This window comes from Claveliimonas sp. (genome assembly GCF_037273965.1).
Taxonomy (GTDB): domain Bacteria; phylum Bacillota; class Clostridia; order Lachnospirales; family Lachnospiraceae; genus Claveliimonas; species Claveliimonas bilis.
In genome coordinates this window covers 13,443-37,554 of record NZ_JAYAZJ010000073.1, presented here as the reverse complement: position 1 = coordinate 37,554, position 24,112 = coordinate 13,443, and the positions used below count along the sequence as shown (strand labels likewise).

General features: G+C 46.7%; 23 protein-coding genes, 1 other RNA gene and 1 riboswitch. Of the genes, 1 reads left to right on the top strand and 23 read right to left on the bottom strand.

What is annotated here, in order from left to right; all coding sequences use genetic code 11:
* Positions 1-94: 94 nt before the first annotated feature.
* The 23 genes from WJ238_RS06220 to WJ238_RS06110 form a co-directional block, all read right to left on the bottom strand.
* The gene (locus WJ238_RS06220) at positions 95-901 is read right to left on the bottom strand and encodes a TrmH family RNA methyltransferase (RefSeq protein WP_230107313.1); all 807 of its coding nucleotides are present in this window, start codon (positions 899-901) and stop codon (positions 95-97) included.
* Between the two features lie 7 nt (positions 902-908).
* Positions 909-1,559, bottom strand: a complete 651-nt coding sequence (locus WJ238_RS06215) for a potassium channel family protein (RefSeq protein WP_230107314.1) — start codon at positions 1,557-1,559, stop codon at positions 909-911.
* A gap of 48 nt (positions 1,560-1,607) precedes the next feature.
* On the bottom strand, positions 1,608-2,975 hold the full coding sequence (locus WJ238_RS06210) for a TrkH family potassium uptake protein (protein ID WP_337606444.1): 1,368 nt from the start codon (positions 2,973-2,975) through the stop codon (positions 1,608-1,610).
* Between the two features lie 39 nt (positions 2,976-3,014).
* Positions 3,015-3,704: a response regulator transcription factor gene (locus WJ238_RS06205; protein WP_230107316.1), complete on the bottom strand. Its 690-nt coding sequence runs from the start codon at positions 3,702-3,704 to the stop codon at positions 3,015-3,017.
* Positions 3,697-5,193 carry a sensor histidine kinase gene (locus WJ238_RS06200; protein WP_337606443.1) on the bottom strand — a complete coding sequence of 499 codons (1,497 nt, stop codon included), beginning with the start codon at positions 5,191-5,193 and terminating at the stop codon, positions 3,697-3,699. Before WJ238_RS06200 ends, WJ238_RS06205 begins: the two co-directional genes overlap by 8 nt.
* A 78-nt stretch (positions 5,194-5,271) precedes the next feature.
* Positions 5,272-6,459 carry a methionine adenosyltransferase gene (gene metK, locus WJ238_RS06195; RefSeq protein ID WP_337606441.1) on the bottom strand — a complete coding sequence of 396 codons (1,188 nt, stop codon included), beginning with the start codon at positions 6,457-6,459 and terminating at the stop codon, positions 5,272-5,274.
* An 87-nt stretch (positions 6,460-6,546) separates the two neighbouring features.
* A riboswitch (SAM riboswitch) is annotated at positions 6,547-6,646 on the bottom strand.
* A 102-nt stretch (positions 6,647-6,748) separates the two neighbouring features.
* Positions 6,749-8,041: a UDP-N-acetylglucosamine 1-carboxyvinyltransferase gene (gene murA / locus WJ238_RS06190; protein ID WP_316266039.1), complete on the bottom strand. Its 1,293-nt coding sequence runs from the start codon at positions 8,039-8,041 to the stop codon at positions 6,749-6,751.
* Positions 8,022-8,147, bottom strand: a complete 126-nt coding sequence (locus tag WJ238_RS06185; protein ID WP_337606440.1) for a hypothetical protein — start codon at positions 8,145-8,147, stop codon at positions 8,022-8,024. Before WJ238_RS06185 ends, murA begins: the two co-directional genes overlap by 20 nt.
* Positions 8,148-8,451: 304 nt before the next feature.
* Complete coding sequence (locus WJ238_RS06180) at positions 8,452-8,949, bottom strand: shikimate kinase (RefSeq protein WP_230107320.1); 498 nt, start codon at positions 8,947-8,949, stop codon at positions 8,452-8,454.
* 205 nt (positions 8,950-9,154) lie between these two features.
* Positions 9,155-9,511: a hypothetical protein gene (locus tag WJ238_RS06175; RefSeq protein WP_230107321.1), complete on the bottom strand. Its 357-nt coding sequence runs from the start codon at positions 9,509-9,511 to the stop codon at positions 9,155-9,157.
* Positions 9,512-9,687: 176 nt separating this feature from the next.
* Positions 9,688-10,347, bottom strand: coding sequence for a V-type ATP synthase subunit D (locus WJ238_RS06170; RefSeq protein WP_230107322.1), 660 nt, complete (start codon positions 10,345-10,347; stop codon positions 9,688-9,690).
* Positions 10,348-10,593: 246 nt separating this feature from the next.
* Positions 10,594-11,967 (bottom strand): V-type ATP synthase subunit B, encoded by a 1,374-nt coding sequence (locus WJ238_RS06165; RefSeq protein WP_230107323.1) that lies wholly within the window; start codon positions 11,965-11,967, stop codon positions 10,594-10,596.
* Positions 11,968-11,970: 3 nt separating this feature from the next.
* Positions 11,971-13,737, bottom strand: a complete 1,767-nt coding sequence (locus WJ238_RS06160) for a V-type ATP synthase subunit A (RefSeq protein WP_230107324.1) — start codon at positions 13,735-13,737, stop codon at positions 11,971-11,973.
* A 24-nt stretch (positions 13,738-13,761) separates the two neighbouring features.
* Entirely contained in the window at positions 13,762-14,079 is a 318-nt protein-coding gene (locus tag WJ238_RS06155; RefSeq protein ID WP_230107325.1) for a V-type ATP synthase subunit F, read from the bottom strand.
* Positions 14,072-15,040 carry a V0D/AC39 family V-type ATPase subunit gene (locus tag WJ238_RS06150; RefSeq protein ID WP_230107326.1) on the bottom strand — a complete coding sequence of 323 codons (969 nt, stop codon included), beginning with the start codon at positions 15,038-15,040 and terminating at the stop codon, positions 14,072-14,074. The genes WJ238_RS06155 and WJ238_RS06150 overlap by 8 nt, the downstream gene beginning before the upstream one ends.
* Positions 15,041-15,069: 29 nt before the next feature.
* A complete protein-coding gene (locus WJ238_RS06145) occupies positions 15,070-15,663 on the bottom strand; it encodes a V-type ATP synthase subunit E (RefSeq protein WP_230107327.1) in 594 nt (197 codons plus the stop codon).
* 43 nt (positions 15,664-15,706) lie between these two features.
* Entirely contained in the window at positions 15,707-16,192 is a 486-nt protein-coding gene (locus WJ238_RS06140; RefSeq protein WP_230107328.1) for a V-type ATP synthase subunit K, read from the bottom strand.
* A gap of 3 nt (positions 16,193-16,195) precedes the next feature.
* Positions 16,196-18,211 carry a V-type ATP synthase subunit I gene (locus WJ238_RS06135; RefSeq protein WP_337606439.1) on the bottom strand — a complete coding sequence of 672 codons (2,016 nt, stop codon included), beginning with the start codon at positions 18,209-18,211 and terminating at the stop codon, positions 16,196-16,198.
* Between the two features lie 45 nt (positions 18,212-18,256).
* Positions 18,257-18,565 carry a hypothetical protein gene (locus WJ238_RS06130; protein ID WP_316267954.1) on the bottom strand — a complete coding sequence of 103 codons (309 nt, stop codon included), beginning with the start codon at positions 18,563-18,565 and terminating at the stop codon, positions 18,257-18,259.
* Between the two features lie 180 nt (positions 18,566-18,745).
* On the bottom strand, positions 18,746-19,240 hold the full coding sequence (locus tag WJ238_RS06125) for a tRNA (cytidine(34)-2'-O)-methyltransferase (protein WP_230107331.1): 495 nt from the start codon (positions 19,238-19,240) through the stop codon (positions 18,746-18,748).
* 18 nt (positions 19,241-19,258) lie between these two features.
* Positions 19,259-20,140 carry an AIR synthase-related protein gene (locus WJ238_RS06120; RefSeq protein ID WP_316267952.1) on the bottom strand — a complete coding sequence of 294 codons (882 nt, stop codon included), beginning with the start codon at positions 20,138-20,140 and terminating at the stop codon, positions 19,259-19,261.
* Positions 20,141-20,161: 21 nt separating this feature from the next.
* Positions 20,162-21,730, bottom strand: a complete 1,569-nt coding sequence (locus WJ238_RS06115) for a VanW family protein (RefSeq protein ID WP_230107333.1) — start codon at positions 21,728-21,730, stop codon at positions 20,162-20,164.
* A 209-nt stretch (positions 21,731-21,939) separates the two neighbouring features.
* Positions 21,940-23,757 carry a B12-binding domain-containing radical SAM protein gene (locus WJ238_RS06110; protein WP_337606438.1) on the bottom strand — a complete coding sequence of 606 codons (1,818 nt, stop codon included), beginning with the start codon at positions 23,755-23,757 and terminating at the stop codon, positions 21,940-21,942.
* A gap of 91 nt (positions 23,758-23,848) precedes the next feature.
* On the opposite strand from WJ238_RS06110, the gene ffs reads away from it, so the two are divergent.
* Positions 23,849-24,110, top strand: an RNA gene (gene ffs / locus WJ238_RS06105) — signal recognition particle sRNA large type.
* The last annotated feature ends 2 nt before the right edge of the window (positions 24,111-24,112 follow it).

Genomic DNA, 24,112 nt, shown 5'->3' with positions numbered 1-24,112 from the left:
CGTTCCTCTCTTCTTTTGGTCTTGTCGGCACACGGCTGTATCCGGACCGCCTGATTTCTTTCCATAATACCACTGTTTCCGCGTTTCTTCAATATTATTTCCTTCTTCGCTGTCTCCCCGCCTCAAACATCAGGATTGTAGCGGCAATGGCTGCATTCAGCGATTCCACTTCCCCTTCCATGGGGATGCGGATATAGGTGTCTGCCATCCGGGCCGTTTCTTCCTTAAGTCCATTTCCTTCATTCCCGATCAAAAAGGCACTGCCGCCTGTATAATCTTCCTCGTCATAATCTGCCGTCCCTTTCAGATGGGCCGCATAAATCCGGATCCCGGCTTCTTTCATCTTGTGAAGAAATCTTTCCATGTCATCCTCACGCCTGCAGGGAACCCGGTATACGGATCCCATTGTAGATCGGACAGTCTTGGGATTATAAAGATCCACACAATCGCTGCTCATAACAACTCCTGTCACGCCGGCTCCCTCGCCGGTCCGAAGGATAGTACCCAGATTTCCCGGGTCCTGCAGATTATCCAGCACCATAAGAAGAGGCGGCTTCCCGCCTGCCTGCAGATCAAACATCTCCTCTGCAGACGGCTCCTTTCTTCGTGCCATCACACACAGGACTCCCTGGGGCGTCTTTGTATCTGAAACGTGGGAAAACACATGATCCGCAAGAATTTCTGCCTGAATGCGGGCCTCCTGCTCCTTCCGGCAGATCAGTTCTTTTTCTTTCTTTGCAAAGCTTTCCGAGACATACAGTTCTCTTAACATTTCCGGCGGCGCTTCCCGAAACATCCTAAGTCCTTCTGTCAGAAACACCTGCTCTTCCTCTCTCATCCTCCGTTTTTTCTGAAGTCCCGCAAGTCTTTTTATTCTGGGATTGGCTGTACTTGTAATCATACTTTTCTCACTCTTTCCTGAATCGTTGCAGATCCTGATTTCTTCCGATCAGGATCAATATCCCGTCATCCTGCAGGGGCCGGAAAGGATCCGGATTCACCTCTACCTCTTCTCCCCGCATGATGCCCACTACATTGATGCCGTACTTTTTTCGTATATCCAATTCCTCCAGTGTCCTGCCGACCCATTTGCGGGGCACTTCCACTTCTACCATGCTGTAATCCGCCGACAGAGTGATCCAATCCGCAAAATCTGCAGACACGAGATTTTTGGCTACCCGGGAACCCATTTCCCACTCCGGATGCACCACCGCATCCGCGCCGATCTTTCTTAAGATAGCGGCATGATGTTCGTGCTGCGCCTTTGCCAGCACATAGGGAACTCCCTCCTCTTTTGCCAGAAGCGTCGCCATGATATTGGCTTCCATATTCTCTGAGATCGCCACAATAAGGCCATCCAGATTTCTGGCACCCAGTGATTTCATCAAAGATGGTTCACCGATATCTGCCCGCATGGCATAGGAGACATGATCGGAAATCTCCTGCACCTTTTCCATATCCTCATCTACAGCGATTACCTCACAGCCCAGCTGCTGCAAAGAAAGCGCCACACTCACTCCAAAATTTCCAAGACCTAAGACTGCATACTGCTTCTTCATACTGATCTCCTCGCCTGTTCTATCTTTTTTCTTCTCTCCTGCTGTTTCCTAACCTACCATAACTCTCTGTGTGGGCAGTTCCCGCTCCAGTCCTTTTTGTTTTGCCCGCCCGCCAAACAAAAGCGCCAGCGTCATCGGTCCGATCCGGCCAATATACATCAGGATCATAATAACTGCCTGACTGCCCCTTGCAAGATCCGGCGTCAGGTCAGCGGTCAGTCCCACGGTTCCGATTGCCGAGCAGGTCTCATAGAGAACCCGGATAAAGGATACATCCTTCTCAATTCCTGCCACAATAGCTGTCCCGGTAAACAACGCGATCACTGCCAGTGTAATGACAGCCGATCCCATACGAATGTTCCGTTCTGCCACTTTTCTGCCAAAACACTCTGCGTCGTCTCTTCCTTTCACCACAGCCATACAGCAGATCACAATGAGACCGATGGTTGTTGTTTTGATACCTCCGGCTGTTCCGCCGGGAGATCCGCCGATAAACATCAGCACACAGCTCACCATCTGGGATTCCGTTGTCAGAGCTGCCTGCGGAATGGTTGCAAACCCTGCTGTTCTTGTAGTAACAGACTGGAAAAAGGATGCCATAATCTTACTTCCAATCGGAAGATTTCCCAAAGTATCCGGATTGCTGTACTCTGCCAGGAAGAAATTCAAAGCCCCGGCGCATATCATTCCGGCTGTTACTGTCAGCACTACCTTAGAATGAAGGGAAAGCCTTGTAAACCACCATCTTCCCGGATTTTCCTTTTTCCACGCTCTTCGGATGCCGGCCAGCAGATCATACCAGACAATGAATCCCAGGCCTCCCAGGATGATCAGCAGCATCGTCGTCACATTTATGAGAGGGTTATTTACGTATTTTACAAAACTGCTGCTTCCCAGGATATCGATCCCGGCGTTACAGAACGCAGAAACCGCATGAAATACAGAGTACCAGATTCCTTTTATTACTCCATATTCCGGAATAAACTGGAAAGCATACAGCAGCGCCCCCACTCCCTCTACAATAAAGGTTCCTTTCAGGATTCTTAAGATAAATTTCACCATGCCGCCCGGCGAATCCATGTTATAGGTCTCCTGGATAACAATCCTTTCTTTTACCGTAATCTTTTTCCGTAAAATAAGAAAAAAGGCTGTCACACATGCGATCACCCCCAGTCCTCCCACCTGGATCAGGATCAGGAGTATCACCTGTCCAAGCAGGGTGAACTGCGCTTCCGGGGTCACTGTTACAAGACCAGTTACGCAGACAGCCGATGTCGATGTAAACAATGCGTCCATAAAAGCAATCGGGCGGGTATTGCAGGCAGGAAGCCATAACAGTACTCCCCCTGCAAGGATCACTCCCAGAAAACCTGCTGCCAGTATCTTCATTGTGTTCCATCTGATATTCTTTTTCATACTATAGCCTCCACATTTTGTGCAAAGGACATGTTTTTTCTACATTCTGAAGCGGTAGCCCACTCCCCATATTGTCTCAATATACTGAGGATTAGCCGTATCCACCTCTATCTTTTCACGGATCTTTTTGATATGCACTGTGACAGTGGCAATATCTCCAATGGATTCCATGTCCCATATTTCGCTGAACAATTCATCCTTAGTATACACATGATTGGGATGACTTGCAAGAAAAGTCAGCAAATCAAATTCCTTGGTGGTAAAGTTCTTCTCCACTCCATTGACCCACACTCTGCGGGCTGTCGTGTCAATCTTAAGCCCACGGATCTCGATGATCTTATTGGCCTCAGCCGCACTTCCGATCAGCCGCTCATAACGGGCAAGATGGGCCTTTACCCTTGCCACAAGTTCACTGGGGCTGAAAGGCTTCGTCATATAATCATCAGCTCCGAGCCCCAGTCCCCGGATCTTATCAATATCATCTTTTTTAGCGGAAACCATAATGATCGGTGTATTTTTCTTGTCCCGCACCTGACGGCATATCTCAAATCCGTCTACGCCAGGCAGCATCAGATCCAGGATCAGCAGATTGTAATCATTTCCAAGAGCCATATTAAGTCCGCTCTCTCCATCGTTTGCCACCTCTACTGTAAATCCGGAAAGTTCCAGATAATCTTTTTCCAGGTCAGCAATCGCCTCTTCATCCTCTACTATCAATATTTTACTCATTGATCGGTACCTCCTGATATTTACGGAGTACAAAATACATCGTCGTTCCTGTTCCTTCCCGGCTGGTCGCCCAGATCTTGCCTCCGTGTTCTTCTATAATTTTCTTTACAATGGACAGACCAATCCCGCTTCCTCCTTTGGAAGAATTTCGGGAAGCATCCGTTCTGTAAAACCGCTCAAATATATTGGTGAGATCTTTTGTCGCGATCCCTCTTCCATTGTCTTCCAGTTCAATTTGCACAAAATCTCCTACATCTTTCACACGCAGATTGATTTTTCCCTTCTGCTTATCCATGTACTTCAGTGAATTGTTGATAATATTGTTGATCACCCTCTTAATCTGCTCCGCATCGGCAATCACTTTCACATCTTCTTCCACATAGTTAAAATAGCCAAACTCCACATTTCTGGACTCCAGCTCAAGGGAAAGCTCCTCGGAGCAGTCGTTGAAATAATCGTTGACGGAAATAATCTTAAAATTATAGGGAATCCGGTTTGTATCGATCTTGGAATATAAAGTCAGTTCGTTGATCAGAGTATCCATCTCACTGGCTTTATTGTAGATCGTCCGGACATATTTATCCATCTTCTCCGGCGTATCCGCAACTCCGTCTATAATTCCTTCCGCATAGCCTTTAATGGCTGTCACGGGCGTCTTCAGATCATGGGAAATGTTGCTGATCAGCTCTTTGTTTTCATTATCAAAAGAAAGCTTTTCTTCTGCATTGGCTTTCAGCCTCTTTCTCATTTCCTCAAAATCCTGGCACAGCCGCCCCAGCTCGTCATCTGTCTTCCATTTCAGCTCAAAGTCAAGGTTCCCTTCTTTAATACTCTGTGCTGCCTTTCGCACCTTCCTCAAGGGTCCCATGACTGTATGATAGATCCAGAATACAAGAATAAACGCCGTAAAGATCAAAATAAGCGCAACCGCCGCCAGAACATCAACGGCAAAATCCTCCAGCTCCGGAATTGCATTTCCTACATCGGTAACAATAAACGCACTGGCTGTTGCCCCGTCATCAAACTGAAAATCCACCTGCCTTACAAGAGCCTGCGCTGCTCCTCCCAGGTAGATCCCGTTCTCAGATGTAGTCTCCGATTCCCCATAACCGGGCAGTTGATCAATTACACTGTCTGCCTCTTCTGTATCAATACCAATGTAAAGAATCGTTCCCTCTCCTCTGACGATCAGATAGGATTTCTTTTTATTCAGCGCCGAATTAAAATCATTGAGATATGTGGCATCTATAAGCTTAGAAGGGTCTTCTCTGACTGTCGCCTGCAGCTCGTGGTAAGAATTTTCTGTCAGTCTGCCCATCACCTGAAGAGGATTCGACAGAGCCTCAAAAGTCGTCCCGGAGATTCCATATGTTTTTTCAATTGCACTTAACTGGTACTGACCGATCAGCATAATAAAAAGGCTGGTCAAAAGTACCGGCACCATGATCACTGCCAGAAAAGCAATGATCAAACGAGTTTTAAATTTCATACGCACAGACCTCCGTTTTTATTTTAGCACAAAAAGAGCGCTTTCCTTAAAAAGCGCTCATAAATTTTTATAAACTTTTTATAAATACTTTTTCAGATCTTCTGCCCGATCTGTCTTTTCCCAGGGAAGATCCAGGTCTGTGCGCCCAAAATGGCCGTATGCTGCAGTCTGTTTGTAGATAGGCCTTCTAAGATCCAGCATTTTAATAATGCCCGCCGGGCGAAGGTCAAAGTTATCTCTGATGATCTCCACAAGCTTTTCATCACTTACTTTTCCGGTTCCAAAGGTATCTACCATAACTGAAGTCGGGTGTGCAACTCCTATGGCATAGGAAAGCTGAATCTCACATTTCTTAGCCAGTCCTGCTGCAACGATATTTTTTGCAACATACCGCGCTGCATATGCGGCAGAACGATCCACTTTCGTGCAGTCCTTTCCGGAAAACGCTCCGCCTCCGTGACGGGCCATTCCGCCATAAGAATCTACAATGATCTTCCTTCCTGTCAGTCCACTGTCACCGTGGGGTCCTCCTATCACAAATCGTACGGTAGGGTTTATTAAATATTTCGTATTTTCATCCGTCATTCCTTCCGGGATAATGGCGTCAAACACATATTTGCGGATATCCTCATGGATCTGTTCCTGTGTCACATCCGGATCATGCTGTGTGGAGAGAACAACTGCGTCCAGTCTGCAGGGAACTCCCTCTTCATCATACTCTACAGTTACCTGTGTCTTTCCGTCCGGTCTCAAATATGAAAGAGTTCCGTCCTTTCTTACTTCCGCAAGTCTTCTCGCAAGCTTGTGTGCCAGCGCTGCCGGATACGGCAGCATCTCTTCCGTCTCATCTGTGGCATAGCCGAACATCATTCCCTGATCTCCGGCTCCGATAGCATCCAGCTCTTCCTCTGACATTTTATTTTCCTTTGCCTCCAGCGCTTTATCAACACCCATGGCAATATCCGAGGACTGTTCGTCAATCGCTGTGATCACGCCGCATGTATCAGCGTCAAATCCATACTTGCCTCTTGTATAACCGATCTCCCGGACAGTATCTCTTACAATTTTCTGGATATCTACGTACGCGTTTGTTGTAATCTCACCCATAACCAGCACAAGACCTGTTGTCGTACAAGTCTCACATGCCACACGGCTCATGGGGTCCTGCTCCATCAGCGCGTCCAGGATCGCATCTGATATCTGGTCGCACATCTTATCCGGATGTCCTTCTGTTACTGATTCGGATGTAAATAATCTTTTTTCCATATCTGCTCCTTTTCCTTTCTCTTGTCCAGCTGGCAGTAAAAAGTCCGCTTATTAAAAATAAGCGGACTGTTATAAACCAAACCAATCCTCTTATTGTTCGATCACTCGCTCAGGTTGGCACCTTCCGTTCTATCGGGGTTGCCGCAGCTTCACAGGTCCTTTGTACCTCCACTGCTCTGAATAAGAGAAATACACGTTTCTGTTATTGAATTGTTCCTCTGTATCGCAAATGATACAAATAATACTTTATATGCTTTCTTTGCATAAGTCAATAGATATTTCCGAAAATCTAGCCCACCTTCAGCATAAACTTACGGATTTCTTTTTCTGTGGAAACTTTTTCGATCACAGCCCCCAGGCTTCTCAGCTTCTCGTCGAAACGCTCATAGCCTCTCTGGATATAAACGATATCATCCACGATCGTAATACCGTCAGCAGCCAGCCCCGCAATACACAGCGCCGCTCCTGCCCGAAGATCCGGCGCGCTCACCCGTGCAGCTGAAAATCTTTCCACACCTTCAATGGTAGCGGAATTTCCTTCTACCTTTACATTGGCTCCCATACGTGCCAGCTCATCCAAATATTTAAATCTGTTCTCAAAAATGCTTTCCGTGATGATACTTGTCCCTTTACAAAGAGCAAGTGTCACGCCGATCTGCGGCTGCATATCTGTAGGAAATCCCGGATAAGGAAGGGTTTTTACATGCGTGCAGCTCAAGCTTCCCTTGGACACGACGCGCACCGCATCGTCAAATTCCTCTACCTCACATCCGATTTCCACAAGCTTTGCAATTGTTGCCTCCAGATGTTTCGGAATCACATTCAGAACCGTTACATCTCCTTTGGTAGCTGCCGCTGCAAACATGAAAGTTCCAGCCTCGATCTGATCCGGAATAACAGAATACTCTGTACGATGCAGATGAGAAACTCCGCGGATCTTGATCACATCCGTTCCTGCTCCCCTGATATTTGCTCCCATACTGTTGAGGAAGTTGGCAACATCTACAACATGCGGTTCTTTCGCAACATTTTCAAGAATGGTAAGCCCCTCTGCCATGGCTGCCGCCATCATAACATTAATGGTAGCGCCCACACTGACAACATCAAAATAAATGTGTTTTCCTACCAGCCTTGTTGCCTCGGCGATAATCTTGCCGTGTTCAATGTCCACATCCGCACCAAGCGCGCGGAATCCTTTCAAATGCTGGTCAATGGGACGGCTTCCAATGTTGCATCCTCCCGGAAGCGCCACCTCTGCTCTTTTATATTTCCCAAGAAGAGCTCCCAGCAGATAATAAGATGCTCTTATCTTCTTAATATAGTCATATTCAATATCAAAACTGGATACGCCCCGCCCGTTAATCTTTACGGTGTGGCGGTCCACACGGTGCACAGACGCTCCGATCCCGGAAATAGCATCCAGCAGTACATTAATGTCATTGACATCCGGAAGATTGTCAATCATAACTGTTTCATCACTCATAATTGCAGCCGCAAGAATAGCAAGGGCTGCATTTTTTGCTCCGCCTATCTCCACTTCACCGACAAGCGGATTGCCGCCTTTAATAATATATTGTTCCATACTGCACCTCGATCACACTCTCATTCTCTGCCTTCTTTCGACAGATCTTGAAGCTTTTTGCCCGTTTATAATCATTATTATATCGTAAATTTTCTTCGAAATTCATGGCATTGATATCCTGCCGTCCCAAATCTTTGCGGGTATAATATCCTCGGCAGATTTTTAGCGCTCGGCTTTTGGCGGTTCCGCCAAAACCGACGTGCGCAGATATAATGTCCGATGACATTATATCTCGTCCTCGCGGACTCGATGCCTCCGGCAGATTTTTAGCGCTCGGCTTTTAGCGGTTCCGCTAAAACCGATATGCGCAGATATAATGTCCGATGACATTATATCATATATCAGCCGGTTGTAAAACATTTTTTATACTTGTGTAAAAATTCTGTAACATTTTACCAAGTCAAAAAATGTTAATTTTCTAATGCCTCTAAAACTTTACCAATTGTCTGCTCCAATGTCAACCCATCTTCGCTGATTGTGATATCTGCATATCTTTCGAACAGAACTTTCCTCTCCTCATAAAGTTCCCGAAGTGACTGTCCTTCCCGAAGTGTAACGCCCCGTTTGTGAGGATCACCGATCCTGTCTCTTATCGTTTCATACGATGCCTGAAGATATACGATTTTTCCGATCTTTTTAAAATGCTCCATAGCATTCCTGCAGTATACAATACTTCCGCCCGGAGAGATCACAGTGTGCTCTGCCTCTATCCGGGCATTCACCTCGTCCTCAATTTCCCGGAATCTATCCAGCCCCTCTTCTCTAATAATCTCATGCAGCAAACGTTTTTCCTGTTCCTGTATCAGGATATCCGGATCAATAAATCCGTATCCCAGCCGCTTTGCTGCAACAACCCCTATGGTACTCTTTCCGGAGGCCGGCATTCCGATAAAAATAATATTATTCATACTCCTTCTCCCTATCTTTCGTTCTCCCCACTTTGCCTTGACCACCTGCAGGCAAAATCTTCTCCCAAACCGAAACTATTTTTGCTATTGTATCACATTTTCTATTTATTTGTCCATTTACATATTTTTAAAACTGCTTACCACACATTTTGAACTATCCGGTCATATAGTCGGCAAGAAAAACAGAAGGAAGCCTGACAGAATATCAATAATACTTTCTTCTGTATTTTCTGTGGTCACAGCGTCTTTTATAAATCTCCTGGTACAGCATAACTTCCAGAAGTTCTCCAAGCCATTCTCCCGGGTTTTCTTCCCGGTCTTCCATCTTATTATAAATACGGCTGCACATCAGTCTAAGCTGCAGTTTATCCGGGTATTCATCATATAACATGCTGCCTTCATATTCCATGCGGTCGCACTCTTCCTCCACGAAGGGCAGCGCTCTTTTTGCAGTTTCCGGATACATACTCTTCATGTATTCAAAATCTCTTCTTTCCAGTCTCTCATCGTCATATAAAAGCGGCATGGGATATGCCATGTAATACGGTAATTTCCTTTCCATTCGTCTTACGCCCTCCCGAAAAAGAGTTATCTGGAAATAGTATATTCCAAAATCGGCTGTTTGTTACATAGGGCGCATCCCACAGAACATTTTGTTTAGCGGGGAATGGCGTTTTCTGCCAAACAGAAAATCCCCCAAAAACCAGAACACACTCCGGTTTCGGGGGATCGGATCATTTATGCCCGTTCACTGTAATGATGTGCATCTTCGAGCATCATATCTTTTACCTTCATCAGACGGATCTGGGAACTTCTCTCGTTCTCATCCAGCTTCATCGTGATGTATTTGATTGTTTCCTGTGCTTCCGGAATAATCACATGCTCCAAAGCATTTACACGGCGTCTTGTCTTTTCAATCTCAGCCGCCATAAGCTGGCATGCTTTTTCCGTCTCCGCAAGCTTCAGCATATCCGGCAAAATATCTGCCAATGATTTCACCGCTCCGTCCAGATCGCTGGATGTAAATGCGAAACCATATGAGTAAATGTCATTGGCATCCGCTGTCCTTGTCTTTGACTCAAACACCGGAATATTAACGCTCATGACATTTTTCTTGCCGACCTCCAGGTTCACTTCCTGTTTTGGCGCCATTAAAGCTGTATTTAATGTGGCCGCATCCATTCCGGCCCTTGCTATGACAAAATTTTTATTTGCAGAGAGGATTCCGGCTTCCACCTTCTGACGAAGCTCCATATTTTCCCTTGCCAGATCCAGAAACTGCCGCATCAACTCGTCACGCTTATCCTTCAGAAGCTTGTGGCCTCTTCTGGCTGTGGCAAGTTTTTTCTTCGTTCTGGTCAGCTCCATACGGGTTGGAGTGATCTGTGTAGATGCCATTTTGCTGCCTCCTTTAATTTTCTCATGAGGACGTGCATGCCGTCCCCCAGCCATGCCCCAGCTCGATTCCGCTCCGCTCCTTCTCGCTGGAGGGCGTACGCCCTATGCGTTCTTCCTTTCCCGCCATGCCCCAGCTCGATTCCGCTCCGCTCCTTCTCGCTGGAGGGCATACGCCCTATGCATCTGCACAGAATCAGTTGTCAGCAGATAAATCTGCACAACTGATTCTGTCCATCTGCGCATGGCTTATTGTTTACCATAGTACATATCCAGATACTTATCGTCGATTCGTTTCAATTCGGATCTTGGAAGTATGGACAGCAGTTTCCAGCCAATATCCAGTGTCTCTTCTATAGATCTGTCTGTGTTGTATCCCTGGGATACGTATTCTTTTTCAAATTCGTCTGCAAATTTTGCATAGATCAAATCGATCTCTGTCAGAGCTGCTTCACCAAGGATCGTCATAAGCTCTTTCGCGTCTTTTCCGCGGGAATATGCGGCAAAGAGCTGGTTCATTGTATTAGAATGATCTGCTCTTGTCTTACCCTCGCCGATACCTTTATCTTTCAGACGGGACAGGGACGGCAGTACATCGATGGGCGGCTGAACGCCTTTTCGATACAGATCACGGCTTAAGATTACCTGACCCTCTGTGATATATCCGGTAAGGTCCGGGATCGGATGGGTCTTGTCATCTTCCGGCATGGTCAGGATCGGGATCATCGTGATACTTCCGCTTTTTCCTCTCTGACGTCCTGCACGCTCATACATCTGTGCAAGGTCTGTGTACATATATCCGGGGTAGCCGCGGCGTCCGGGAACTTCTTTTTTCGCTGCGGAGATCTCACGGAGAGCATCCGCATAGTTTGTGATATCGGTCAGAATAACAAGGACATGCATATCCTTTTCAAACGCAAGGTATTCTGCCGCAGTCAGCGCCATACGCGGTGTGGAAATACGCTCAACTGCAGGGTCATTTGCCAGATTGACAAACAAAACGGTTCTGTCGATGGCTCCTGTCTCCTTGAAGGATTCTACGAAGAAGTTAGACTCCTCAAATGTAATACCCATAGCAGCGAATACAACGGCGAAATTCTCGTCTGTTCCCCGCACCTTTGCCTGTCTCGCGATCTGGGCTGCCAACTGTGAATGAGGCAGACCGGAACAGGAGAAGATCGGAAGTTTCTGTCCGCGGACAAGAGTGTTCAGTCCGTCAATGGCAGATACGCCTGTCTGGATAAACTCTTCCGGGTATACGCGGGCCGCCGGGTTCATAGGCAGACCATTGATATCTCTTCTTTCATCCGGCAGGATTTCCGGGCCGTCGTCAATCGGACGTCCCAGACCGTCGAATACACGTCCCAGCATATCGCCTGACACGCCAAGCTCCATGCTTCGTCCAAGGAACCGCACCTTGCTGTTGCTAAGGTTAATTCCTGCAGCATTTTCATAGAGCTGTACAACTACATTGCTTCCGTCAACCTCAAGCACCTTGCAACGGCGTTTTTCTCCATTTGCAAGTTCAATTTCTCCGAGTTCGTCATATGTGACTCCCTCTACACCTTTTACCATCATAAGTGGTCCGGCAACTTCCTGTATGGTTCTATATTCTTTTGGCATAGTTTAGAAGTCCTCCTTTCCGAACGCACCTGCGATCTCTTCTTTTAATTCCTCTAATATTTTTTCGTACTCTGTCTCCACATTTTCTGTGGTTGTATATTTGTAACGTCCGATTTTTTCTCTGACAGCCATTCCCAAAAGAGCATTCATTGACGCCCCTTTATTCAGAGCTTCCATAGACTGCTCATAGAATGCCAGCACCAGCTTCATCATCAGATACTGTTTCCGAAGCGGTGTGTAGGTGTCTACTTCGTGGAAAGAGTTCTGATGCAGGAAGTCCTCACGAATGGATCTTGCCGCTTCCATCTTCAGGCGGTCCACCGGTGAAAGTGCATCCATACCTACCATCTGTACGATCTCTTCCAGCTCTGCTTCTTCCTGCAGAAGGCTCATCATCTTCTGACGGTCTTCCATCCAGTCAGGCGCCACTGTATTATTGAACCAGTCACTGACATTATCCAGATACAGAGAATAGCTGGTCAGCCAGTTGATGGCCGGGAAATGTCTCTTGTATGCCAGGTTGGAATCCAGTCCCCAGAATACTTTAACGATACGCAATGTTGCCTGTGATACCGGCTCTGAAGTATCACCGCCCGGAGGAGATACGGCTCCGATAACGGACAGGGAACCTTCTCTTCCTTCTTTTCCAAGAGAGATCACATGACCTGCTCTTTCGTAAAATTCTGCAAGACGGGAACCTAAGTATGCCGGGTAACCTTCCTCACCGGGCATTTCTTCCAGACGTCCTGACATTTCACGGAGCGCCTCCGCCCACCGTGAAGTGGAGTCTGCCATCAATGCAACGGAATATCCCATGTCACGGAAATATTCCGCAATGGTAATTCCTGTGTAAATAGACGCCTCACGGGCTGCGAAAGGCATATCCGATGTATTTGCGATCAGAACCGTTCTTTCCATCAGGGAACGCCCTGTCTTTGGATCCTTCAGTTCCGGAAATTCGTTCAGAACGTCTGTCATCTCGTTTCCACGCTCACCGCATCCGATATATACCACAATATCCGCTTCTGCCCATTTTGCCAGCTGGTGCTGAATAACTGTCTTACCGCTTCCGAATGGTCCGGGAACTGCAGCTACACCGCCTTTTGCAATCGGGAAGAAGGTATCAACTACACGCTGTCCGGTTACAAGAGGTACATCCAGCGGCAGTTTCTTTACATAGGGACGTCCCCGTCTTACCGGCCATTTCTGCATCATAGTCAGTTCTTTGTCTCCGTCCTTTGTCTCCACTACTGCAATGGTCTCTTCTACCGTAAATTCCCCGGACTTGATTTCTTTCACTGTTCCTTCCACACCATATGGAACCATGATCTTCTGCTGTACGATGGCTGTCTCCTGAACAGTTCCCAGCACATCGCCTGCTTCCACTTCATCTCCGACTTTTGCAACCGGAACAAATTCCCATTTCTTATCTCTTTTCAGGGCCGCAACCTCGACTCCTCTTTGCAGGTTGTTTCCTGAAATCTTCATAATATCGTCAAGCGGTCTCTGGATTCCGTCATAGATGCTTGCGATCAGACCCGGTCCAAGCTCAACCGCCATTGGAGCTCCTGTGGACTCTACCGGTTCTCCCGGTCCAAGTCCGGATGTCTCCTCATATACCTGAATGGACGCCTCATCACCGTGCATCTCGATGATCTCCCCGATCAGACGCTGCTTACTTACACGTACAACGTCGGACATGTTTGCATCACGCATACCGGATGCAATGACAAGGGGTCCTGCTACTTTTTTAATCGTACCTGTACTCATAACGGACGAATCACCTCTACTTTCTTAGTTACTGAATAAGATGTCAGAACCGACTGCCTGTTCCACGGATTTTTTCACGCCGCGGACACCATTCCCCGTATTTCCGGACACTCCGGGAATCTCTATGATCGCCGGAATGATCTGATCCTGATATCTTGCAATCTCATGTTTTAATTCAGCTGCAAGCGCTTCTGTAATATAGATCACTCCATATTCCTCTGCTGCCAGCTGATGTAGTCTTGCCTCGGCCTCCTCCTGGGATGCGATGGGAAATATATCCAGCCCAAGTGCGGCGAAGCCATAAACGCTGTCATAGTCGCCCATTACTGCTATCTTATACATACATCTCCCTTACCCTTTCCCGGATTGAATCATCCGGAAGTTCGCTTCGCTTGCCGGAAAGTATGATTCGTACCGTTTTGATTTCATTCTGCCTTGCAAGTACATAGGCTACTACCGGGCCTATGGTAAATGATTCATATTTCTGCGGGCTGATCGTCTGTATGATGCGGTTGTCGCACCAGCGTTCAAATGCGGACGGGGACTCTGCAAGTGCCTCGGCGCCTCCTGCGTACTCTGTACCTGCCAGGTAGTCCCGGATTGCTTCCGGCCCGTTAAGAGCTGCCCTGGACAGCTGATCCACACTGATGCTTTTGCATTCAGCCATAGCCCGTTTCATAAATTCTATTGTTTTCGCGGTTTTCTGTGAACGTACGGCAATCTTGATGTCTGCAACTGCAACCGCTGATTCTGCGTAATCCCGGATGATCTTATCCTCCGCTTCCATCCCTGCTTTGTAGATCGCATCCAGCGCCGCCCTGTCGATCATAATATCGCAGAGCTGCCCGTCACGGGTGTGAAGCAGAGTATCGTAAGCTTCCGCCGCCACAGAACTCATGATTCCGGGCAGCCGTCCAAAATCCTTCTCCCGGATAATTTCCAGCATTTCTTTTCCCGGGACAGCCGCATCTTCATAGTAAATGTCACGTCCTGTATCTTCCGTGCACACTTCTTTGATGGCCGCTTTCAGATTATGGAAAAGCTTCGGATATGAGAGGACGTCAAATTTTTTCATATCTATGGAAAGTTCCTTCATAACCTGCCATATCTTCTCTTCCTCTCTTTTTAACATCCTTTCTGCATCTGCAGACGTATCGTTGTCTCCCCATCCGCGTTCCGCGAGAAACTGAATGCACTGTTCATAGCTTTGACACGCAATCAGCTGCTCGATCACAGCGTTGGAAAAAAGAGAGACTTCCAAAGCCCGTATGCGCGCAACCGCGTAGGTATACATTTCACTCATTTAAGCTCCTCCTTACGCTTTTGCCAGGCTTATAAAAATAACAGCTGATAAACACAGTCTGATAATTCATCTTTCTTCGCATCGAACATTGCCCTTATCGTACAGTTTTCTTCCACTCCGCCGTACACAAGGATAAAACCGTCCGTCACTTTTTTATCTTCTTCTCCAAACTTCAGGCTTCCGCCCCTGGCTTTCGCTGCCGCCTCTATTTTTGCTGCAAATCCGTCCGGCATTCTCTCCCGGTCTGCTGCAGAAAAATAGATTTCTCCCTCCTGGGCAAGTGCATATTTATCAAGCATTTTTTCAAGCAGCGCGAAATAGGATTCTGTATCCATCGCACATACTGTCTCATAGGCTTTTTCAAGAACTTCGGCAATCACTTCCTGCTTTGCTTTTAAGATTTCTGTTCTTTTCTTAAGGTCAATGGAAGATGCCACCCGCTCCTTATAATTTGCAATTTCTGCCGCTGATTTCTGGGAGATGCCGTCTGCAGCTTTTGCCGCTTCCTGTGTGGCCGTATCCAGGATCTCTTTTGCCTGGTTTTCGGCCTCCTGGATCTTGCTGTCAGCAGTTGCTTTCGCTTCATCCAGGATCTGGCTTTTCATTTTTTCTAATCCAGTCATTTTCAGCTCTCCTTTTTCTCCCTTTATTTTTGGTTTCTTTTCACTATACCTGGATTCCGTTTACTGCCAGGAAAGAAATCAGAAGAGAAAGGATGGCGTATGTCTCAACCATCGCAGGGAACAGCATCGCTTTACCGAACTGATCCGGTTTCTTTGCCACGATTCCAATAGAAGCCGCTGCTGCCTGTCCCTGTGATTTACCGGAGATCAGTCCCACAATACCAACCGGCAGGCATGCTGCAAGGATCAGAAGTCCTGTCTGTACACTGATATCTGCAATTCCCCCTCCGAGGATACCGATCTTGGACAGTGTAATGAATCCGACCAGCAGTCCGTAAAGTCCCTGTGTACCAGGCAGAAGCTGGATGACCAGAACTTTTGCAAATTTACTCGGATCTTCTGTTACAACGCCGGCTGCTGCCTGACCTGCAATACCTACACCAATGGCCGAACCGCATCCTGCAAATAATACTGCTACTGCTGCACCAAGCAAAGCATATACAATTCCTAAATTTTCCAAAATATTCATAACCTATGTTTCCTCCTTAATATCTACATATTTCGTGTCTGCACAGAAAGGCTCAAAAGGTTTTCCTCCACCTTCATAAAATTTACCGAAAAATTCCACAAACTGCAGACGATTTGTATGCACATATGCTCCCAGCAGGTTGATCGCCAGATTCAGTGCATGACCTACAATAAAAATAACAATAAATGCAATAATTCCGAAAATATTATTCGGCACCATGCTTCCCATCTGGTTGATAACAGAAGCAATAACTCCCGTTGCCAATCCCAGCGCCAGCAGACGAGAATAGGACAGCACATCGCTTAACCAGCCGGTAATATTGTAGAGATCGTATGCTCCAAGAGCAAGTCTGATCCCTGGGTTTTTCGTTCCCCGCCCCGACATCAGAACAATTCCGACTGCTCCAAAAATCGCCAAAACCTTGGCCATAAGATTCACCACATCCGGGAATACGATCTCTGTCTGGGCGATAGATGCAAACAAACTGCTCGGAAGCAGCATCAGGATCAATCCCACAACCAGGCAGAACCATAACACCACATCACAGAAAAAGTCCATAAACTGTCTGTTTTTAATGCACATATATCCTTTAATTCCCAGCCCTACAAAAAGATGAATCACGCCAAATAGCATAGAGTATACCAGCAGCTTCATCGGATCATTCAAAGGAATAAACCATAATGCCGCCGGTGTGATCGTTGTTCCGAAAAATTTTGCCGATACCACATCCACAATATTTCCAAAGTATCCGCCAAACAGGATTCCCCAAATGACAGTGGAAATTCCACAGAACATAAACAGTTTGATAGACTGGTACATTCCGGGACTCATACGCGGAAATTTCTTCAGCAGGACAAAGCAGGCAATTGCCAAAATTGCTCCGTATGCCGCATCTGACAGCATCATGCCAAAGAAAAATACATAGAAAAATGACATGATCGTTGTCGGGTCAAATTCTCCTCTTTTCGGAAGACCATAGGATTCCACGATTCCTTCCCAGCTCCTGGAAAAACTGTTGTTTTGAAGAATGGTGGGAACTTCTTCTTCCTCTCCCACTTCTTCTACATCCATTACACAGTCGTAATTTGCGCCAATGGCTTTTTCCAGCGCAGGCACAAATTTTTTGGCTGTGTATCCGCTGATGACAAATGTCCTCTGTGACTGGGGCAGGGTTCCCAGCACCTCATATTTCTCAGCTCTCATGCGGAAATAGTCTGAAATGTATCTCAGCCGCTCCCTCTCTTCGGCACAGGACTTGATCTTGTCTTCCTGCTCTTTGATTTCATTATTCAATTGTTGTATGCTTTCTTTCAGCTCCTGCGTCTTAACAGACGGTACTTCCTCCGACAGTTGTGCCGGTCTGGCAAATCCCGCTGATCTCAAGACTTCTTCCACCTTTGACGCGTCTTCTCTCATACAAAGGACCGCCAGATATACCGCATCCTGATCAGATGATATGATCTGTATATCGACAGCTTCCACTTCGGGGAGCTGCTCTGCCAGAGTGCTGTATACGTCCTGAAGCTGCGTCTCCGCCGCCATGGTCCCTATGAACATGGCAACTTTTTTTGTTCCGGAATAGTTCATTGGAACTTCCAGAGAAAGATACGGGGTCAGACTTTCAATCTGATTTTCAAGCTTCAGGATCGCCGCCTTTTTCTCTGCAATAACCTTACTGGTCTGGATCAGATCAGCAGCCGTATCCATGATTTTCTCTTTGTCGGCAACCGCTGACTGGAATCGGCTGCTGCCGATCAGCTTTTTGCCTTCCAACGAAGCAAACATGGATTTTGACTCCGGAGCGTATCCATCCAGTACATCCAACGCCTGATCCGCAATATTGGCTTTTTTTTCAAAGCTGACCCGGGCATTCATGGTATCCATTCTGGAAAATGCGTCATCCTCATCGGCCACCTGGCTGATTTCCAGGATCCCCATGGACTGCAGCTTCTCCAGAATCGACTTCCGGTCCTTCTTCAGCGCACAGATACTGACTCTTTGCATCTGCAATACTGCCATAGACTCATCCCTCCTTTTCCTGTTTTTGTGATGGTCCTTCCCACATCAGACGAGGTTATCAATGACGGTCTGAACAGCTTCATCCATCTTTTTCCCCGCTTCTTCTTTGAGAGCAGCGACCTGCACATTTACCTCTTCGAGCGCTTTTTTCGCTGTCTCATCTCCCTCGGCCCGGGCAGCGTCCATCTCCGCCTCAGCTTTGGATTTTGCATCTTCGAGCGTCTTATCCTTCATCTCCTTCGCTTCCACCGATGCATGATCAAGGATACCCCGGCATTTTTCTTCTGCCTGTTTTACAAGCTCTTCTGCTTGCTTTTCTGTCTCCTTTATGGACTTAATGGTTTCCTCTACCATGTGTTCACCACCTCTCTTGTAGTTAAGATTTTACTATGAATCAGTAGAAAAGTCCAGTTTAAAGTCTCAACTTTTTAAATCATCTCCTGCAATAATCACTCAATTCAAACAATTTCCCATTTAATCAGTCTTGTCGCACAGGTGATTTCAGGCCTCTATAATGGCATAAAAAAAGGGCTTTTACTCCCATTCCAAACGGTGTAAATGCCCTTCTTTGCACATTCCTGCAAAATTATTTTGTCTAAGCGCTTCATACAGTACAATCGCAACAGAATTTCCCAGATTCAGCGAGCGAATGTCTCCTACCATCGGGATCCGGATACTTTCTTCTTTATGTTTTACCAAAATCTCCTCTGGTATTCCTGCACTTTCCTTTCCGAACATGATATAACAGTCCGGTTCATAATTTACTTCTGTATATATTTTTTCAGCTTTTGTCGTTGCCATGTAGATTTTTGCTCCCGGATTTTTCTCCAGAAAATCTTCATAGTCGATGTACGTTGTTACATCCAGGTCTTTCCAATAGTCCATGCCGGCCCTCTTCAGGCTTTTTTCATCCAGACGGAAGCCAAGAGGTTCGATCAGATGAAGCCTGGCTCCGGCAGCCACACAGGTCCTTCCGATATTCCCTGTGTTGGCCGGAATCTCCGGCTCATGCAACACAATATTCAACATCTGTTTTTCTCCTTTTCGTCACTGATATAATTTGAAGATCTCATCCGGAGCAGGCCGGTCCAGATAACGGATCTCCTCTCCATTTTGGATCACCTTGTCTCTGCCGGCAGTTATTCTCCCGATCATCCGTGCTGCAATGCCTCTTTTCTCCAGCATCTGCACCGCCTTCTCTCCATCTGATACGGTAAAGAGGAAACAGCCGGCTGACGTAAGCTGATAAGGATTCAGCCGGAAATACTCACATACCTCTATGGTTTCCTGTAAAACGGGGATCTTCTTCATATCGATCCTCATTCCGCCACCGGTTTGCTCTGCCAGGCGCCACAGCGCGGCAAGTATCCCTCCATGGCCCACATGCAGCACAATATCTGCTCCGCTCTCCCTCACTGCATCGATTTCCCGAAGATCTTCCGGACAGATTTGATATTTCTGTATTTCTCTTAAAAATGCAGGCGCAAAATGGCCGGACAGCTCTTCCTGTTTTTCCGATACGATTCTAAGCATTCCTTCCATGCCGGCCCATTTTGTCATGACAACCGCTTTTTCTTCCGCTTCTTTTGACCCTTTTCTCTTTTTTTCTGTCACTCCGCTGATGGTGACGGTCACTTCAGGAACAAGAAGAGCTCCATTCACCGCCGTTTCTATTTCCGCCTTTCGGATCCCCTCTTTTTTGCTTTTCTCTCTTAAATCCTGCTTCAGCCAGGACACATAAGATTTTTCCGTCCCGGCGGGCGCCTGAATCCTGGCTTTTACTTTAAGGCCTTCCGCTTCAGCGGCCGCCATCGCATACATTCCATGATAAAATGCCAGGGCTGCCAAAGCGCGGTTGTTTCCGTACAAAACAGACGTTTCTGCCACTGCTTCATATTTATTCTCTTTATCCATGGATTTGTTTCTCATACTCCATTCTCCGGTCTTATTTTACGACTGCTCCCGGGCCTGTTCGTCAGTCTGCTGCGCTGCAGCATCTTCCTGATTCTCCGTTGCCTGACCGCCGCCTTTGCTGACTGCTTCCGAGATCTTAGCCGCATCCTGGGAAGCGATAGCTGACTGCAGTGCTGCTACTGCCTCTTCACTGCCTCCGGCCGTTCCCACTTCAATAATTTCATCTGAAGCCGAATAACTGCTTGTATTAAAGACTTCCCGGCTTACCTCCTCGCCATCCTCATAGACAATCTTCCAGAGCCTTGCCTCAACGCCATCGTGAGGACTGCCGGTACTTGTCATTGTTCCAAAGGCCGCCTCCGGATTTTCTTTATATGTTGTTCCATGCTCTGTCGTGCTGACTGTCTCGCTTTCGTATTCCACTTTCCTGCCTTCCGGCCTTGTATCTTTGCCGTATATAATAAACTGAAGCTGGTTGCTGCTGTTAATTTCTCCGTATATATAGATCGGCGTATCATAGGAATTTTTGAATTTAAAATCCAGATAGTCTCCTGCGATTGCCGCATCTCTGGACGGTTTTACATAGGCCACTGTCATGGAATGAGGCGCACGCTCCACTATCTCAAGCTCCGCATAGATCACTGCATTGTAAAGAGTTGTAGATACCTGGCATATGCCTCCGCCGTAATCCGAGACGACCTGTCCGTTCTCATAGGCGCCGGCTTCCACATATCCGTTTTCAGCAGTATATGGTCCGGTAACCTGCCCTACAGACAACGTTTCTCCCGGCATGAGGATCTTACCGTTCAGCCTTTCCGTCCCGGTCTTCAAATTATTCCATCGTTCTCCTCCTCCGGCATCTGTCCAGAAACTTCCCAGTTCATCCTGAATTTCCGAGAGATCCTCCTCAGTAATTTCCGGCTCTTCTTTCTTGGTAGAAACCTCCACAGAAAAATCTTCATGATTCCATTCCTGATTCAGCTGCTCTGTAATGACTTCAATCGTTGCTTCTATGTCCACCGCTTTTCCTTCCTGTTCAGGGGTGATCTTAAAGCCTGTGGCAGTTTTCTCTATTGCCGCATCCTGGGCTCCCTTTATCAGAGGAACTGCCCGCTCATTTAAAACGGCCTCTGTCAACTCTTTATCCAAAGTGAACTTTTCCCGGATCACAAGACCATCCGCTTCCAACCTCTTCATACGGCGGTATCTGGTCCAGACACTTCCCTTTTTCCCGTAATCTACCGCCTCTTTTGTAAGGCTGTCCAGATCATCAGAAGAAAGTCCCAACTCTTCCAATGTAGCATCGGCACTTCCATTTTCCGTTTTCAGTGAAACGGTTACAGCCCGGTCTTCTGCCAGATGCTCCTCAAGCAGTTCCTTCGCCTGGTTCCTTGTCAACCCCGACACATCTACTGTCCCGATGCTGATATTGTCCGCGATAATATCTCCTTCTACTGTATTTACATATTTTCTAAGCGCAAGATAAGAGCCTGCAAAAACAAGAAGGATCAGAAAAACTGCTGCAAAAAACAGAACTGTCATCCTCCTTTTCCTTTTCAGGCTCATTCTTCTTGTGACTTTACGGCGCCTTCTTTCTGACGTCATGATTTCACCTCTTTATTCTCACTCCATCTTATTTCTTCTCATGTTAAATCCGGTCTACACCATAATCGAAGGAATCACTGATGTTGCTACCATAGCAACAATCACAATCATAATAACGATAGCGATGACCCTTCTCGTTTTCTTATTATTAAAATTCATTTTCTGATATTCCTCTCTTCTTCAACTCTGCTGCCTACATTTTAAACTCTTTATTCGCTTTTTGCAACCTGCCGGTCACTCCCGTTTCCAATCCGCTCCGGCACTTTCACCTCCAGCCACAGCGCATCTTTTGTCAATGGATCTCTCCTGCTGTAATCGAACAAAATGTACCTGCCTTTCAATGGAAAATATTCCAGATGCGTCATTCTCCTCATCTGATTTCTGTCATATTCCATGTAATGAGGAAGGTATATGTGTTCCTTTTCCTCCCTCTCATAGAAAAGGCGCGCTGCTTCCTTTTCTACCAGGTATTCCCCGGCAAACTCAGGACGGCTCTTGGCATTCTCCCGCAGATAATAATCAAAAACCAGGCATTCCCTGAACTTCTCTTTCTCTTCCGGAAAAGTTTCTTCAATATAAGACAAAAAGATCTGATATCTTGCCGGCCGGGAATGCTGAAGGGAATTGAGTCTTTTTCTTTCGTAAAATTCCGCCAGGTTTCTATACAGATCAAAGGGAGATTTTACATTTTTCTCCAGACATTCTACAGAAAGTGTAAACTGTCCGCTGTTGTAATAAACCTCCACCATCTCTTCCACGCCTTTTAAAATAAGTATATCAGCATAAGAAAGCCACTTTGTACTAAGGACCTCATAAGGAGGACTGCTTTTGCAGACAAGGCGGTAGTCCTTTTTCCGCGTTTCCATAAAGGAACCCTTCAGCACTTTCAAAAAACCGAGTTGAAGCTGATCGGGATGCAGGCGATAAACATCATCAAACGAAGTCGAAAAACTTGCCAGATCTTCACCAGGCAATCCCGCTATCAGATCCAGGTGCTGATGAATGTTGTGATTTTTTTGAATTTTCTTCACCTTTTCAGCAATCTTATCAAACTGCATCGTCCGATGAATTTCTCTGATAGTGTCGGGATTCGTAGACTGCACGCCAATCTCCAGCTGAATCAGTCCCGGCCTCATGGCCCCCATCAATTCAATCTCTTCCTCTGTCAGAAGATCTGCAGATATTTCAAAATGAAAATTGGTAACACCATTATCATGCTCCCGGATATACTTCCAAATCTCCATCGCATGACGGTGACTGCAGTTAAATGTCCGGTCCACAAACTTCACTTGGGGGACCTTGTGTTCCAGGAAAAACTGCAGTTCCTGTTTCACCAGCTCCAGACTTCGGAAGCGAAGCTTTTTATCTACGGAAGACAGACAGTAACTGCAAGAGAACGGACATCCCCGGCTGCTTTCATAATATATGATCTTATGCTCAAATTCTTTCATATCCCCATAGACAAACGGAACTCTGTCCAGATCCATGACCTCTCTCCAGGGATGGTCCTCAATCTCTCCCTTTTCATTTCTCCAGACAATTCCCTTTAAGCAGCTTTTATTCTCCCCGGACACAAGAGCTGCAAAGGTTTCTTCCCCCTCACCCTTCATGATTCCTTTCACTTCAGGAAATTGTTCCAGCATGGCAGGCGCATCGAAAGACACTTCCGGTCCTCCCAGCCAGATTTCGGTATCGGGAAGAATTTTGGCTGTTTCCCTGATAAGATCTTCTACCATGGAAATATTCCATATATAGCAGGAGAAGCAGAGCATATCCGGCTGTCTTTTATAGAGATCCTCCAGAATCGCATCCTCCTGCTGATTGATGGTATATTCTGCAATTTCTATATAAGGTCCATCGCTTTCCGTGCACGATCCGCTGCCGGCAGACTCTTTGGATTCTTTGTTCTCTTTAGAGCCAGGCATCACAAAACAAGCCTGTGCATAGCTTTTCAGGCTGTACACCGCCAGGTTGGAATGAATATATTTTGCATTTATAGCTGCTAACACAATTTTCTTCTTCATCATGCCTGTTATTCTACTATATTCCATAGGAATTTACAATGAAATATGTGCAAGGTTCATTGACATTTTTCCCAAAACAAGGTAAAATAGTGAACCGTGCAGCCGGGGTGGTAGCGGTACCTTGAACCTGCAATCCGCTATAGCAGGGGTGATATTGCGCAGAGGGCGAAAGCTGGCAGGGCTGCCCTTGGTAAGTGACGTTGATATCCGGGTCTTACGCGACGGAAATCCGTGAACCGTGTCAGGTCGGGAACGAAGCAGCACTAAGCGGAACCTTCCGGGTGCCGTGAGGGTGCCTGGGTTGAGTAAACTGCCAAGGTAACGTCTGTTGGCCCAGTTCGAAGCGCAATGCACAAAA